At 42.4% G+C, this 15229-nt stretch carries 14 protein-coding genes; all 14 read right to left on the bottom strand.

Features of this window, described 5'->3' with window-relative positions; all coding sequences use genetic code 11:
* Window positions 1–26: 26 nt before the first annotated feature.
* The 14 genes from DVB69_RS03095 to rbfA all read right to left on the bottom strand — a co-directional run bounded on the left by DVB69_RS03095 (window position 27) and on the right by rbfA (window position 15227).
* Window positions 27–755 carry a GntR family transcriptional regulator gene (locus DVB69_RS03095; protein ID WP_116016447.1) on the bottom strand — a complete coding sequence of 243 codons (729 nt, stop codon included), beginning with the start codon at window positions 753–755 and terminating at the stop codon, window positions 27–29.
* 151 nt (window positions 756–906) lie between these two features.
* The gene (locus DVB69_RS03090) at window positions 907–3279 is read right to left on the bottom strand and encodes an FtsK/SpoIIIE family DNA translocase (RefSeq protein WP_116016445.1); all 2373 of its coding nucleotides are present in this window, start codon (window positions 3277–3279) and stop codon (window positions 907–909) included.
* Between the two features lie 72 nt (window positions 3280–3351).
* On the bottom strand, window positions 3352–5019 hold the full coding sequence (locus DVB69_RS03085) for a ribonuclease J (RefSeq protein WP_116016443.1): 1668 nt from the start codon (window positions 5017–5019) through the stop codon (window positions 3352–3354).
* A 101-nt stretch (window positions 5020–5120) separates the two neighbouring features.
* On the bottom strand, window positions 5121–6014 hold the full coding sequence (gene dapA, locus DVB69_RS03080; protein ID WP_116016441.1) for a 4-hydroxy-tetrahydrodipicolinate synthase: 894 nt from the start codon (window positions 6012–6014) through the stop codon (window positions 5121–5123).
* Between the two features lie 23 nt (window positions 6015–6037).
* Window positions 6038–7084 (bottom strand): aspartate-semialdehyde dehydrogenase, encoded by a 1047-nt coding sequence (locus tag DVB69_RS03075; protein ID WP_116016439.1) that lies wholly within the window; start codon window positions 7082–7084, stop codon window positions 6038–6040.
* A gap of 98 nt (window positions 7085–7182) precedes the next feature.
* Window positions 7183–7776 (bottom strand): dipicolinate synthase subunit B, encoded by a 594-nt coding sequence (locus tag DVB69_RS03070; RefSeq protein ID WP_116016437.1) that lies wholly within the window; start codon window positions 7774–7776, stop codon window positions 7183–7185.
* 4 nt (window positions 7777–7780) lie between these two features.
* Window positions 7781–8560 carry a hypothetical protein gene (locus DVB69_RS03065; protein ID WP_116016435.1) on the bottom strand — a complete coding sequence of 260 codons (780 nt, stop codon included), beginning with the start codon at window positions 8558–8560 and terminating at the stop codon, window positions 7781–7783.
* Window positions 8553–8831 carry a YlmC/YmxH family sporulation protein gene (locus DVB69_RS03060; protein WP_370452908.1) on the bottom strand — a complete coding sequence of 93 codons (279 nt, stop codon included), beginning with the start codon at window positions 8829–8831 and terminating at the stop codon, window positions 8553–8555. Before DVB69_RS03060 ends, DVB69_RS03065 begins: the two co-directional genes overlap by 8 nt.
* A gap of 63 nt (window positions 8832–8894) precedes the next feature.
* Window positions 8895–10124, bottom strand: a complete 1230-nt coding sequence (locus DVB69_RS03055) for a M16 family metallopeptidase (RefSeq protein ID WP_116016431.1) — start codon at window positions 10122–10124, stop codon at window positions 8895–8897.
* A gap of 78 nt (window positions 10125–10202) precedes the next feature.
* On the bottom strand, window positions 10203–12320 hold the full coding sequence (gene pnp / locus DVB69_RS03050) for a polyribonucleotide nucleotidyltransferase (protein WP_116016428.1): 2118 nt from the start codon (window positions 12318–12320) through the stop codon (window positions 10203–10205).
* Between the two features lie 185 nt (window positions 12321–12505).
* Entirely contained in the window at window positions 12506–12775 is a 270-nt protein-coding gene (rpsO, locus tag DVB69_RS03045) for a 30S ribosomal protein S15 (RefSeq protein WP_025785002.1), read from the bottom strand.
* Between the two features lie 129 nt (window positions 12776–12904).
* Window positions 12905–13852 carry a bifunctional riboflavin kinase/FAD synthetase gene (locus tag DVB69_RS03040; protein ID WP_116016426.1) on the bottom strand — a complete coding sequence of 316 codons (948 nt, stop codon included), beginning with the start codon at window positions 13850–13852 and terminating at the stop codon, window positions 12905–12907.
* Window positions 13839–14786 carry a tRNA pseudouridine(55) synthase TruB gene (truB, locus tag DVB69_RS03035; protein ID WP_116016424.1) on the bottom strand — a complete coding sequence of 316 codons (948 nt, stop codon included), beginning with the start codon at window positions 14784–14786 and terminating at the stop codon, window positions 13839–13841. Before truB ends, DVB69_RS03040 begins: the two co-directional genes overlap by 14 nt.
* A gap of 87 nt (window positions 14787–14873) precedes the next feature.
* Window positions 14874–15227, bottom strand: coding sequence for a 30S ribosome-binding factor RbfA (gene rbfA / locus DVB69_RS03030; protein ID WP_116016422.1), 354 nt, complete (start codon window positions 15225–15227; stop codon window positions 14874–14876).
* Window positions 15228–15229 lie beyond the last annotated feature (2 nt).

Here is a 15229-nt window from a genome sequence, read left to right as displayed (position 1 = left end):
TTGGTATGATTATGGCGAGAATCGCCTTATACCCGTTTACGAACTACATGGAAGCTAAATTTGTCTGCGCGAAAATAGTTCTTAGAAAATAAGACCATCTCACCAGTTTCCGTGTAGTGTTTTTGTAGCAATACAAGCAGCGGGACATCCATACCACACCTAAGTATGGATGATGCTTCATGATCGTATCCTACAGGTTCAATATGCGCTATCGCTTGGGTAATATGGATGGCTCCATCTTTTTCTAGCGCATCAAAAATCGAATTCTTCATTAGAGTTGACGCTTCCGTTTGAAGATTCTTCTCGTTTACTTGGTCAACACAATATACAACGGGTTCCCCGTCTGCTGTTCTAACCCTTTTAATTGTAACAATGGAGTCCTCTTGGTTGCAACCGAACTTTTCAATACTCTCATCCGTTGCAAGTGCGTCTGAAACTTCAAGAAAAATCGTTCCTGGCTCCATACCCGCATTCCGTATCATTGAAGATACACTTGATAGTTCTTCGATGCCTGAAGTGAACAATGGACGCGCTTTCAAAAATGTCCCTACTCCATGTTTTCGAACAATTATTTTCTCTTCTTCTAAAACACGGAGTGCTTCGCGCAATGTCGCCCGACTTACTCCTAGTGTCCTAGCTAATTCGAACTCCGAAGGGAACTTTTCATTTTCTTTAAAAACGCCGGCTTCAATGTCCTGCTTAATATGCTCGATGACTTGGACATATAGATGTCTTTGGTCTGCCTTTATCATCAACCCATCTCCCTCCGGCCGAGGTCAGACCTCTGATGTTTAACATCGATCGATTCACCCATACTATAACATTTAACGAAGAGAAAATAAACATCGTTTCAAAAAAATAATTTTCTACACTTGCATCTTGTTCTAAATCGGACAAATTCCTATGTTACATGTCTGTGGAATCTTTCCCTACTAATACTTGTCTCGGCTTACTTCCCTCTGGGGGACCTACGACTCCACGCATTTCCATTTGATCAACAATGCGTGCTGCTCGTGAATAGCCTACACGAAAACGCCTTTGTAGTAATGAAACTGATGCAGTTTGCATCTCGACGACTAATTGGACTGCATCGTCATAAAGCTCATCTGTTTCGTCATACTGGTGGACTTCTTCGATTTCTGTAGGAATCATCTCTTCCTGATATTGTGCTTTTTGTTGTTGAATGACAAAGTCCACAACGGATTCCACTTCACGATCAGAAACAAAAGCCCCTTGAACCCGTGTAGGTTTGGAAGCTCCTGCTGGAAGGAACAACATATCTCCTCGACCCAGTAGTTTTTCTGCGCCACCACTATCTAAAATTGTTCGGGAATCGATTGAAGAAGAGACTGCAAATGCAATTCTAGATGGAATGTTTGCCTTGATGATACCAGTGATGACATCTACACTAGGTCGCTGTGTTGCAATTATTAAATGGATTCCAGCAGCTCTAGCCATTTGAGCAAGGCGCGTAATTGCATCTTCCACTTCGTTGGATGCGACCATCATTAAATCCGCTAGCTCGTCTACAATGACTACGATATAAGGCATTTTAGGATGCTTTTCATCATTCTCTTCGTTCCAAATGTCGATATGACCGTTATAGCCCTCGATATTCCGTGTGCCTGTATGGGAAAATAGCTCATAGCGTCTTTCCATTTCCGATACGACTTTCTTCAAAGCTTGTGCTGCTTTCCTTGGATCTGTAACGACCGGTGCCAACAAATGAGGAATCCCATTGTAGACATTCAATTCGACCATTTTAGGATCAATCATCATCATTTTAACTTCATGCGGCTTAGCTCTCATAATAATACTAATAATGATGCCATTTACGCAGACACTCTTACCACTACCAGTGGCTCCAGCAATCAGCACGTGAGGCATCTTGTTCAATTCCGAGAGCATTGCCTCTCCTGTCACATCTCTACCTAATGCAATAAGCAGTTTGGAATCAGGGCGGTTATTCTCTTTTGCTTCTAGCACTTCACGCAAACTTACTATTGCAACCGTGTTATTAGGTACTTCTATCCCCACCGCGGATTTCCCTGGAATTGGTGCTTCAATCCGAATTCCACTCGCCGCCAGAGCTAGCGCAATATCATCTGCTAAACTGACGATTCTACTCACTTTTACTCCGGTATCTGGAAGTACTTCGTATTTAGTTACTGCAGGTCCTAAATGGACTTGTGTAACGCGTGCTTTCACACCAAAACTGTGAAATGTCCGTTCCAGTTTTTGCGCGTTTGCTTGGATTGCATTGTACTCTCCTGATTGGTCGTTTTCAGGAGGCTGTTTCAATAAGTTAAACGATGGTAACTGATAGGATTCGTTCTCCTCTTCTCCTGAAACACCTTGATAGGGATCTTTAGGTGCTTCAGTTGAATCAGACTCATTAGTATCTACACGTGGTGCAGGTTCTGAATCTTTTTGAGTAGGCATTTCGATTTTATCATTCCGCTCATTAAATGCTGATATAATCGGTTGGACATAGGGTTCCTCTTCTTCAGGACCTACTTTAACATTCGTAAGTTGTAAGGCAGTACTCTTTTCCTCATCAGACTCCTTCTGATGCTTGCTTGAGCGTGTCGTACGAGTCGATTTGGGCTTCTTTTCCTGAACTGCTTTAGGTGCAGTCCGTAAATTGATGCTTTTAAACTTCTGTTTAACGGTTGAAAAAGCTGTCGGGAACCACTCAGCTAGATATGGAGCCAAAGCCTTCCCAGTCACAAGAATCAGCCCTGTCACTAAAAGTAAGACACCCGCAACAGCTGCACCTGCAGAATCGAATAGCGAATAGAACATTGCAAAAAGGACGGCTCCGATCATGCCGCCGCCAAGCGTCCCAGCTCTTGTACTAATCCCCCCATTTGAGATGAGTACTTTCCAAGTTTCCTTTAGTGCAGAATCCGACATTAGGACACGACTAGCAGACAGCTCTTTGAATAATAAAATATGGCTGAATAAGAGCAAACTTGCGAGTATGCATAGACTTCCCCCGACAATTCGGTTTTTCCAACCAAGTTCTCCTCGTTTCACCATAAATAGGAGCGCTTGAACAATTAGGATGAATGGCAAAGCTACATGCCAGTTACCGAAAAGGAATCGACTAAGTGAACCTAGACCTCTGCCCACAACGCCGAATTCGAAGATCATGATGACTGCAAGTGCAAGCATCGTCAAACCGATCACTTCAAATAAAAGCGGATTTATTGGGGATTTCCCCTTTTTCTTATTAGGTGCCCGTTTCTTTTTCTTTTTTGATACTTTCTTGGACATGCTGTACCTCCTTTTTGCGAAAAAAGGATTTCCTGCCTGACGGCAAGGAAATCCTTAAGAAGAATCTTTCGATCAGTACTCCATAATAATAGGAATGATCATTGGTCGTCTCTTCGTTTGCTGATACAAATAAGAGCTGAGCGTGTCTCGGATCTCTTGTTTTATGTTTGTCCATTCAAACGTTTCTTTATTCACATATTTTTCTACAATTTTACGGATGAGATTAGATGCTTCTTCTAGCAACTCTTCTGATTCACGAACGTAGACAAATCCGCGTGAGACAATCTCAGGACCTGCTGCGATTTTCTTTTGCTTACGGCTTAATGTAATGACGATTGTAAAGATCCCGTCTTGAGAGAGGAGTTTACGGTCACGTAAGACGATATTTCCAACGTCTCCAACACCAATTCCATCTATCAAAATATTTCCTGCTGCAACGCGACCACTCATCCGGATCTTACCACTCTTGTATTCAACGATATCGCCTTTATCTGCAATGAAGATTTGGTTTTTGCGCATACCGATCTCTTGTGCAAGTTTTGAGTGAGCAATCAGCATTCTGTATTCACCCGTTACCGGGATAAAGTTTTTAGGTTGCATAAGATTAAGCATCATTTTTAAATCTTCTTGACTACCATGTCCAGACACATGCACATTTCGGGCAGACGTTAAAACCGTTGCACCTGCTTTTGCAAGTTCGTTCATCATTGAATATACAGAGACCTCTGATCCCGGTGACGGTGTAACAGTGATCAATACCGTATCTGTGTCTTTAATACGAATGTCCCGATGATGTTTACGTACGATCTTTTCAAGTGCTTCAAGAGGCTCGCCTTGGTTCCCTGTCAAAATAATAACGACTTCACTATCATCGTAGTTCCCAATATCTTTAACAGAAATGACGATACCCTCGCCAACAGTCAAATAGCCAAGTTTTACGCCGACTTCAAAGTAACTTTCCAAACTCTTGCCGACAACTGCCACTTTCTTACCCGTCTCAGCAGCTTTGTCTAAAACTTGCTGAATCCGAAGGAAGTTCGAAGCATAGACTGCCACTAGAATTCTTCCTTCTGCGCCATAGAAAGTTTTTGATAGTTGAGTTTCGACTACAGTTTCTGACGTAGTATACCCAGGACGCTCAGCTTCAGTTGAATCAGACATTAATATAAATACGCCCTCTTCACCAAGAGCTGCCATTTTTCCAAGGTCAGGTTTGTAAGGCCCTTTAGCTGCCTGATCAAACTTGAACTCCCCTGTGTGAACGATGGCTCCTTCACTTGTATGAAACACAATACCCAGTGCATCTGGAATACTATGTGTCGTATTGAAAAACGTCACGTATGTACGTTTAAAATTCATACGACTCTTCGTAGATACTTCGAAGAACTTCACATTTGTTGGGGCAGGCATTAGTTTCAAATGCTCTTTAGCAAGAGCAAGCGTTAGTTTTGACCCGTAAACTGGAGCTTGTACTTTTTGTAGTAAATACGCAATTGCTCCAATTGCATCCTCATGACCGTGTGTTAAAAATATTCCTTTGACACGATCTTTGTTTTCTTCAAGATATGTCATATCCGGAATTACGAAATCAATTCCCAACATTTCTTCCTCTGGGAACATCAGACCCGCATCGACAACAAATAATTCATCATCGATCTCTACCACATACATCGATTTCCCTAATTCCCCCACTCCGCCAAGCGGAATGACTTTAATTACTTCGTTTTTGACTATAGTCACATTGTTTCCTCCTATATAAAATTCCCGCGCTAAACGACTAGTTCTCATTATACTTGACAGAGCAGTTCTGCACAAACAAAAAAAGCCGGCAGTCTCGCCGGCTACTCCATTTTCAAATCAAATTGCTGTTTAAACGTTTGCATTGTAAGGTCCAAATAAGAATTCACATCTGAAATTCCGACAAGAGGCAGACGTACATCTCCCACCGGAAGCCCAGCCATTTTCAAGAAATATTTAATTGGTACTGGATTGGGTTTTGAAAATACAGCTTGAAAGAGTGGCATAAGTTTAAGATGTAGCATTGCGGCATTGGCGGTGTTTCCGTTATGAAAATCATAGATCATGCGTTGCATCTCGAGTCCGACAATATGTGAAGATACGGAGATAACTCCTGAACCACCGATTGCCAATAACGGTAATGTTAACGCATCATCACCACTGTAGACACTGAATCCATCGTCTGTTCCTTCAATAATTGCAGCCATTTGTGCCAAATCTCCGCTCGCTTCTTTCACAGCTACAATGTTCGTTATTTTCGATAATCGAATTACTGTTTCTGCGGACAAATTCACTCCAGATCTTCCGGGAATATTATACAGCAAAACCGGGAGTGATGTATTTTCTGCAATTGTTTTAAAATGTTCGTACATCCCGTTTTGATCGGGCTTATTATAATAAGGCACGACAAGCATTACACCATCTGCACCAAGTTGCTCTGCCCGTATTGTCGCTCGTATGGAAGCTTGGGTATCATTACTTCCTGTACCCGCAATGACAGATATTCTCCCATCTGCAATCGAAATCGAATGAGCGAGCAATTGCTCTTTTTCTTCTTCTGATAAAGTAGGTGATTCTCCAGTCGTTCCATTGACAATAAGCGAATCTGTTCCGTTTTCGATTAAGTGATTAATTAGAAGTGTTGTCACTTCATAGTCAATCTCACCCTTATCGTTAAACGGTGTAACCATCGCTGTACCAACCGAACCTAACTTCATTCGCACCCTTCCTTTTCAGTTATCTAGTTGTTTTGTGTGTCGCGATTCTTAAGAAGCTGCTCTGCAATTTGAACAGAATTTAGCGCAGCGCCCTTCAGCAAGTTATCCGCGACAACCCACAAGTGAAAGCCTCTTGGATGATCTGGATCTTTCCGAATCCGTCCAACATAGACATCGTCCTTGTTTTCTGCAAAAAGTGGCATTGGATACGTTTGTGTTGCTGGATTATCTTGAACGACTACACCCGGTGCTCTTGCAATCGCCCGACTAAATTCCTCTACTGTAATGCCCTCTTTATCAATCTCCACGTATACCGATTCCGAATGGCCCGTGACGACTGGCAACCTTACGCATGTTGCAGAAACTGCGATGGAAGGATCATTGAATATTTTTTTCGTTTCATTGATCATTTTCCACTCTTCTTTTGTATAGCCCATATCATCAAAAGCATCGATTTGTGGAATGGCATTAAACGCTATTGGATAATGCCGATCAGCACCAGCACTCGGTAGCTGTGACGCTGAATTTTCCGCTCTGCTGTCAAATTGTCCACTTTGAGATTTCAACTCTAAAATCGCATCTGCTCCTGCACCAGAAACCGCTTGGTAGGTCGATACGAGGATTTTCTTAATGCCAAATGCTTCTTTTATAGGATTCAGTGCAACGACCATCTGAATCGTTGAACAGTTTGGGTTTGCAATTAGCCCATTATGGGTATTCAATGCCTTTGGATTTACTTCAGGAACGACGAGTGGAACTTCCACATCCATTCTAAACGCGCTCGTATTATCGATCACAATAGTTCCTCGACGAGTAGCTTCAGGTGCTAGTTGCTCTGAAATAGCTCCTCCCGCACTGAAAAAAGCAAAATCGACGCCATTGAATGACTCTGGTTTCGCTTCTTCGATAGTGAATAATCTTCCACCCGCTTGAATAACCGTACCTGCTGATCGGGAAGAAGCTAACAGCTTTACTGAACGAAATGGAAACTTTCGCTCAATAAGTTTATCAAGAATTTTGGCGCCAACTGCACCTGTCGCACCAACAATCGCAACCGTATAAGTCTGCATAATGATTCTCCTTCTCCAACACGGTGCCCTACACAAAGTGAGGGTACCGATAATTCGTATTGCAGGAATTATACCATAACAAGGAATAGTCGGTAGTTTTATTTATCAGAAGAATGAAGTATTAATAGAGGCTGGAGCTGTTCCTTTTCAATGGCCGCTGCTGCTGCTTCAACAATTAATGAAAAGTCGCTAATGAGGGAGTTGGGTTTTTTATAAGGATCGTCTTGACCAAAAGGGATAAAGAACACATTTTTCATATTCAAAAGTTTGACTAGATTTGCCGCATTCAAGCCTAGTGCGTCATTCGTTGAAATCCCGAGAAGTACAGGGGAATAATTACGCAAGGTGGCTTTCGCGGCCATAAGAACAGGAGAATCGGTGGCAGCGTTCGCAAAACGGCTCATCGAATTCCCTGTGAGTGGAGCGATAATCATACAATCGACGGGCGTGGATGGACCAAAAGGTTCAGCACCTGCAATCGAAGAAATCACTTTTTCTCCAGTTGCCCCCTCAATCTTTTCAATCCATTCTTCTCCTGTACCAAAACGTGTAGCAGCTGTAAGGACGGAATGAGTAATGACAGGCACGACCGTTGCACCTGCGTCTTGAAGTTTTGTAATCATCGGTATCAATTCTTCGTACGTACAATGGGAGGCTGTAATCCCCAATCCAATACGTTTGTTTTCAAGCATTTTTTTACTCCTTTCCTCTGCACATCCTCAAAATTGTATCTGCCAAATAGCTTGCAGCTCTTTGAGGGAAATGTTTTCCCGGCAGTCCGAGGTGTAACGTATAGTATGCAGAGGACATTCCGGGCTTTAGGCACCCGGGCTTAGATGCCAGATCGAACACACGCAGAGAATCTTCTGACTGTAAAGATAGCCATTGTGATGGGATGGTATTGATCAAATAACCCGATTTGAATTCAACATCCGAAGATAACTTTTCCACTGCAAATCCAAGTGCTTCCGCTTCTCCAAGTTGAGCTTCTGATCTTGCAAAAATCGTCAGTTTCGCCCCCGCTGCCGCAAGTACATGCGCAAGCATTCTTCCGACTCTCCCAAAACCTGCTATTTGAAAATGTGTTCGTGCAATCGGCGCGTTCGTTTCCAGATAAAATTCTTTCACAAAACCTTCTGCGGTGAGAAGAGCATTATTCCAAACAAATCGTTCATCACTTAAATAGCTAGATACAATATGACCTTCCGATTCTAACTCTGTTCTCTGCAATTCGGAAATAATGCCTGTAAAAAATACAGTCCCTGGTGAAAATAGCTTTGAGTTGAGTCTTCCCTGCACCCCTTGTACCGGCAACACGATATGAGTGGGATGAATTTCTGAAATCTTGTTAGTAAGTTCATCTGTAACCTCATCATATAAGTGAACAGCAACATTCAAACCTTCTTCTTTGAACACATCTGCACATTCTTCTATTCGACGATCAGAACCGATCAATAACCACCGTATTTCACTCATCAAACTCTGCCCCATCCAGGAAGTGAGTACGCCCAAACAAAATACGGTGTTCGCCAATCAATACGATTTCGCTCCATGGAATATATTGCTTTGATGCTTCTTTCTTTTGCAGAAATGGTATTTTACTCGTTTTATCACGAATTTCAAATCCAATAATTGCACCGCTGGAGCGATCGAATAACAAATCTGTATCCGCTAAAAAACCGTACCGGATGCCCTCTTCCACTTGAATCAACTCTTTTTGAGCGAGTTCAGACAACAACACATGCATTCCTCCTTGTCTCTTTACCACTAGTCTATGATTGAGCAAGTGAAAAGCTGACAAACCAATTAATTAGTCTTGATTTGGAGAAAGGATGGAGACTGCAGGTGCATTTCCTAACAACTTGTTGGCCATATCTGCTACATCCTTAGACGTCACTGCTTGGATTTTAGCAATAATTTCTTCCTCTGACCGGTGTTCTCCAAGGATCAATTCGTTATTGCCATTACGGTGCATTCTTGCTTCTGTACTCTCTAAACCAATTAAGTAACTTCCTCGCATTTGTTCTTTTGCGTTTCGAAGCTCTTCAGCAGTAACTCCGTGCTCTATAATTTCGTGTATAACGGATTGAACAGTGTCAAATAACTGTATTTCGTTCTCTGGAGATGCTGCACACCCGATGACGAATGCCCCTTCTTCTGCATGAGAAGCGTAGTAAGAGTATACCGAGTACGCCAACCCTTTTTCTTCTCTCACTTCCTGGAACAATCGTGATGACATCGTACCTCCTAGAATACTATCGAGCAGCGCTAAGCTATATATTTCGGGATGCTTAAGAGGTAGACCAGGATAGCCTAGGAAAAGGTGTGATTGCTCGATATCTTTTGCTTTTCTTCCTTTTCCACTTATGAAGATAGCCGGTTCCAACACTGGCCGAGACTCATTTGAAATGGGTTTACTAAACGAACCAAATAGTTGTTCAATCGCTGGTAACAAGGAATTGTCAAAATTCCCTGCAACCGAAATGACAATCCTATCCGGTGTATAAAAGCGATCCATGAATGAGATTAAGTTCTGCCTTGTAAAGGACTGGACCCGTTCAGGTGTGCCTCCAATTGGACTGCCTATGGGGTGATTAGGATACATAAGTGCCCATAAGCGTTCATCCGCATCTTCTTCAGGCGAGTCTTCAACGGATGCCAGTTCGTCAATAATGACGGATTTTTCTTTCGCCATTTCCGTTTCATCTAATTTTGAATTCAATAGCATATCCGCTAAAATGCGAGCTGCATCTTCAGCGCGATCTTCTAATACGGTTGCATAGAAACAAGTCGCTTCTTTCGTCGTGAAAGCATTGATGTCTCCACCAAAGCGGTCAAATTGTTGTGCAATTTCTTTTGCAGTCAGGGACGTAGTACCTTTAAAGAGCATGTGCTCTATGAAATGCGCGATGCCTTCCTCACCGGTCAACTCTTCAGCGGATCCTACTTTGACCCATATCCCAAGAGATACGGAACGGGCGTGAGAAATTGGTTCACTAACGACCGTCACGCCATTTTCTAGTGTTTGAATGGTTATCATGGTTGTGCCTCCCTATTGTACGTAAACAAAAAAGCCTCGCTCTCACAACTGTGGGAGGGAGGCTTCTTGCGATTTAGATTACTCGCCTTTTTGTTCTGCTTTTTCTTTTTCTTCTTTCATGACAACTTTACGTGACAAGTTTACGCGGCCTTGATTGTCGATTTCGATGACTTTAACAAAGAGTTCGTCATCCAATTTCATGACATCTTCAACAGCCTTCGTGCGCTCTTCTTGAATCTCAGAAATATGAAGCAATCCGTCTTTTCCTGGGAATAGCTCTAGGAAAGCACCAAACTTTTCAATACGTTTCACTTTTGCCATGTAGTATTCTCCGACTTTAGCCTCGCGAACGATGTTTTCAATCATCTTCTTAGCTTTGTCATTCATCTCTGAATCGGGAGAAGAAATATAGATAGTTCCATCTTGTTCTGTATCGATTTTCACGCCAGTTGCTTCAATGATTTTATTGATGACTTTTCCGCCAGGTCCAATAACATCGCGGATTTTGTCTGGATTGATGTGGATCATAATGATTTTAGGAGCATATTTTGAAAGTTCTTCAGCTGGCTGAGCGATTGTTTCAAGCATATGACCAAGAATCTTCATACGACCAATTTTCGCTTGAGCTAATGCTTCTTCCAAAATTTGACGAGAAAGACCGTCAATTTTAATGTCCATTTGAAGAGCAGTTATGCCTTCTGCAGTACCTGCTACTTTAAAGTCCATGTCTCCCAAGTGATCTTCCATTCCTTGGATATCAGACAGTACTGAGTAGTTGTCCCCTTTTTTCACTAGACCCATTGCAATACCCGCAACCGGTGCTTTGATCGGGACACCTGCGTTCATCATTGCCATTGTCGATGCACAAATTGACGCTTGAGATGAAGAACCGTTCGACTCGAGTACTTCCGCAACAAGACGAATTGTATATGGGAAATCCTTTTCATTTGGGATAATTGTGGATAATGCACGTTCACCCAACGCACCATGACCAATTTCACGACGTCCTGGAGCACGAATTGGACCCGTTTCTCCAACACTGAAGTTCGGGAAGTTATAGTGATGCATGAATCGTTTTGTTTCTTCTAATCCAAGACCATCGATAATTTGAACTTCACCAAGGGCACCTAGCGTACATACACTAAGAGCTTGAGTTTGTCCGCGTGTAAATAGACCTGAACCATGCGCTCTAGGAAGAATACCTGTTTCTGAAGATAGTGGACGGATTTCTTCAAGACCACGACCATCAGGACGTACTTTTTCGTCTGTAATTAGACGACGTACTTCGTCTTTCACAAGTTTTTCCAAGACGTTACGAACTTGTTTCATTGTCGCATCATCTGCTTCACTTTCTTCGTATCGAGCAATCACTTCGTTTTTAACAGCAGTGATCGCTTCTTCACGTGCATGCTTTTCTTCCGTCTGGATTGCTTGGACTAAGTCGCTGTTACAGCTCTCTTTAATCGTTGCAACGAGATCTTGATCGAGTTGGAATAATTCGATCTCCATCTTTTCTTTACCGACTTCTGAAATGATTTTTTCTTGGAATGCAACGAGTTTTTTGATCTCTTCATGACCGAACATGATCGCTTCCAACATAATATCTTCAGACACTTCTTTCGCGCCTGCTTCTACCATATTGATTGCATCTTTGGTTCCAGCTACTACAAGATCAAGTTCACTTGCTGCAAGCTGTTCTGTTGTCGGATTGACGATGAATTCTCCATTTAGACGTCCTATTTGAACGCCAGCAATAGGACCATCAAATGGGATATCTGAAATGGAAATCGCAAGCGATGAACCTATCATGGCTGCCATTTCTGATGAACAGTCTTGGTCAACTGACATTACAAGCGAAATTACTTGCAAGTCATTACGGAATCCTTCCGGGAATAGTGGTCGGATTGGACGGTCAATTAAACGGCTCGTCAAAATCGCTTTTTCAGATGGACGTCCTTCACGTTTGATAAATCCACCTGGAATTTTACCTACTGAATAAAGTCGTTCTTCATAATTTACTGTAAGTGGAAAGAAATCTAATGCTTTCGGCTTTTTAGAAGCCGTTGCAGTGGAGAGTACTGTCGTTTCTCCGTAGCGTACAAGAACAGCCCCGTTTGCCTGCTTAGCGAGTTGTCCTGTTTCGATGGTGAGCTCTCTGCCAGCCCAATCCATTGTAAACTTTTTGTGTTCTGTCATGATTGATCTCCTCTCGATTTACATCCTTTGAATACGTAGTATGTATTACGTAATAGTGTATCAAATTAAGCAATGGTTTGCGAAATATTTCATTAGGTAATGGGATTTAGGAGTTCCGAACGTTTGAATTACTGTCCGTTTGCATAGAAAAAAGCGGGCAAAGCCCGCTTTTTCGGTTGTCAATATTAACGGCGCAAGCCGAGTTTAGCGATTAGATCACGGTAACGTGCAACTTCTGTTTCACGCAAGTACTTCAAAAGACGACGACGTGTACCGACCATCTTATAAAGACCGCGGCGTGAGTGGTTATCCTTCTTGTGTGAACGCAAGTGCTCGTTCAAGTTGTTGATCTCTTCAGTAAGGATAGCGATCTGAACATCTGCAGACCCTGTGTCGTTTTCATGAGTTTTGAATTCGTTGATCAATTCATGTTTACGCTCTTGTGTAATAGCCATCCTAGTCACCTCCCATTCTGTAATATCCCCAAGTCCCAAGCATACGTTGGTGAATCGTCATGCCAAGGAAAGGTTCGTGTACACTGTACACTTGACTATCATATCATGCACATCTTACGACTGCAACCTTCAGTCTTTTTTAGAAAGAATCTTTTTTGCCGTTTCCTTGTCTTCGGCAATCTGATTGATCAGCATATCGATTGAATCGAATTTCTGTTCTGGCCTGATATGATCTATCCAATCAACAATCGCCTTTTTGCCATATAGATCCCCATCAAAATCAAAGACATTCACTTCAATCGTTTTACGTGCTTCATCCCGATGATCAAAAGTTGGCTTGACGCCAATGTTACAAACACCATCATAACGAATACCATCTACCGTGAACCGCACTGCATAGACTCCGTTTTGTGGAACTATGAGCTCAGTACCTGGAACAATATTAGCGGTTGGAAAACCAAGTAGTCTTCCGCGCTTATCCCCATCGATTACTGTGCCGATAGAACGAAATGGCCGACCGAGTAATGATGCAGTTTTCGCTACTTCTCCGTCCGCAAGTAACTTACGAATGCGTGTGGATGAAATTTTATCATCTTCTTCAGCTACTTTTTCGACGATTGTCGTTCCATAATCTCCATTTGCTAAGGAAGCCATCTGTTCCATATTGCCTTTACCTTTTGCACCGAATGTGAAATCGAATCCAGCTGTTACATGGCGCACATTCAAGTTTCTTAACACTTGATCCACGAATTCCTCTGGAGTCAAGCTAGCAAGGTTATGATCGAATTCAACGATAAATAAAGTATCGATCCCCATTTCGCTCAAGATCCTCTGTTTTTCTTCCAAAGGAGTGATGTAACCAATCTTTCCAATTTCACCTGAGAACAAATGAGATGGATGTGGATTGAACGTCATCACTGCTGGTAAAATATCTAGCTTCTGTGATGTGCTAATCGCTTGTTGTATGACTGTCTGATGACCTTTGTGCAGTCCATCGAAGAAACCGATGGCTATCGAGAATTCTTTGTCTATGATCTTCGTAATGCCACGATCAACTCGCAACTCAATTGTTTCCATCGTTTTTCCCCTCCTCTGCTCGATTAGCAAGGAACATTTTTACAGGTTTCATCAGTCCTGCTTTTTCCGGATGTGGTGCATAGAGAGCCAAAGCTCTACCATGTTCAACAAATAGTGCTTCAGGTTCTGATTCGAATATCGGGTGAATGGGAAGTACTTGACCGTTTAAAATTTTCGTCAGCAACTCCTCATTGTCACCTAATTGTACCTCAACAATCCCGTCTAAAGCTGATTCCAAAGGTCTTAAAAACGATTCAAGGATTCCTGAGTCCTGCATGTGGCGTACCTCTTCAAGTGTACGGCAGTCATTTTGCGTAAACGATCCGGAAGCCGTCCTGACTAAATGGGACATATGTGCAGGATATCCAAGTTGTTCTCCGATTTGAACTGCAAGTGTCCGAATGTACGTCCCTTTCCCACATGATACCCTTATAGTAAATCGGGGTTCGATTCCTTGGAATTGCTCGTCTTCACTCATTAAATCGATTTTATAGATGTGTACGCTGCGTTCTGGGCGATCCACTTCAATTCCTTTCCTGGCATACTCGTAAAGTTTTCTTCCATTCACTTTAACTGCAGAATACATGGGAGGAATTTGTGTTATTTGACCTGTTAAAGAATCTAAAATCTGTAGTACTTGTTCACGGGTGATAACCTTATTCGATAAATCATTCTCAACGACCGCTCCGTCAGCGTCTTCAGTTTCAGTCGCAGTCCCGATTGACACCTCAGCGATGTATTCTTTTCCTGAATCTGTAATGTATGTAGCAACTTTAGTGGCTGCACCAATACAAATCGGAAGAACCCCTTCTACATTCGGGTCAAGCGTTCCTGTATGTCCTACTTTTTTCGTACGAAGGATTTTACGTAATTTAAATACACAATCATGTGAGGTCATCCCTTTTTCTTTCCACAGCGGCAGGATCCCATCCATTTCATCGCCTCCTTTTATATGTCAATTCAAAAGCTATGTAAAAAGCAAAAGGGATCGGAAATCCAATTGGATACCGATCCCTTTTGTTTAATTGTCCGACTCGTCGTCCTTCACTTCACGTAGAAGTGATTCGATTCGGTTGCCGTATGCGACGGATTCATCAAACGCGAAATCGATCTCTGGTGTTTTTCTCAAACGGATCCGTTTTCCGATTTCTGAGCGGATGAATCCTTTTGCTTTTTTAAGCCCTTCAAGAGAGGCTTCTTTCTCTGAGTCTTTCCCAAGAACAGAAATATAGATCATCGCTTGTTGGAGGTCACCTGTTACTTCCACATCGGTCACTGTGACGAAACCAATACGAGGGTCTTTCAAACGTTGGCCGATTATATCACCAAGTTCTTTTTTCATTTGTTCTGCGACTCGATTAACACGCATTGACATGG

The organism is Sporosarcina sp. BI001-red (genome assembly GCF_003384035.1).
Lineage (GTDB): Bacteria > Bacillota > Bacilli > Bacillales_A > Planococcaceae > Sporosarcina.
Note: the sequence above shows the minus strand (reverse complement) of the source record. Positions and strands in the feature narration are given on the sequence as shown.

Bases quoted from the DNA above. Each gene is read 5' to 3' on its own strand.
- DVB69_RS03090 (WP_116016445.1), bottom strand. From the start codon at position 3,279: ATGTCCAAGAAAGTATCAAAAAAGAAAAAGAAACGGGCACCTAATAAG.
- dapA (WP_116016441.1), bottom strand. From the start codon at position 6,014: ATGAAGTTAGGTTCGGTTGGTACAGCGATGGTTACACCGTTTAACGAT.
- DVB69_RS03075 (WP_116016439.1), bottom strand. From the start codon at position 7,084: ATGCAGACTTATACGGTTGCGATTGTTGGTGCGACAGGTGCAGTTGGC.
- DVB69_RS03070 (WP_116016437.1), bottom strand. From the start codon at position 7,776: ATGCTTGAAAACAAACGTATTGGATTGGGGATTACAGCCTCCCATTGT.
- DVB69_RS03065 (WP_116016435.1), bottom strand. From the start codon at position 8,560: ATGAGTGAAATACGGTGGTTATTGATCGGTTCTGATCGTCGAATAGAA.
- DVB69_RS03060 (WP_370452908.1), bottom strand. From the start codon at position 8,831: ATGCATGTGTTGTTGTCTGAACTCGCTCAAAAAGAGTTGATTCAAGTG.
- DVB69_RS03055 (WP_116016431.1), bottom strand. From the start codon at position 10,124: ATGATAACCATTCAAACACTAGAAAATGGCGTGACGGTCGTTAGTGAA.
- pnp (WP_116016428.1), bottom strand. From the start codon at position 12,320: ATGACAGAACACAAAAAGTTTACAATGGATTGGGCTGGCAGAGAGCTC.
- rpsO (WP_025785002.1), bottom strand. From the start codon at position 12,775: ATGGCTATTACACAAGAGCGTAAACATGAATTGATCAACGAATTCAAA.
- DVB69_RS03040 (WP_116016426.1), bottom strand. From the start codon at position 13,852: ATGGAAACAATTGAGTTGCGAGTTGATCGTGGCATTACGAAGATCATA.
- truB (WP_116016424.1), bottom strand. From the start codon at position 14,786: ATGGATGGGATCCTGCCGCTGTGGAAAGAAAAAGGGATGACCTCACAT.
- rbfA (WP_116016422.1), bottom strand. From the start codon at position 15,227: ATGTCAATGCGTGTTAATCGAGTCGCAGAACAAATGAAAAAAGAACTT.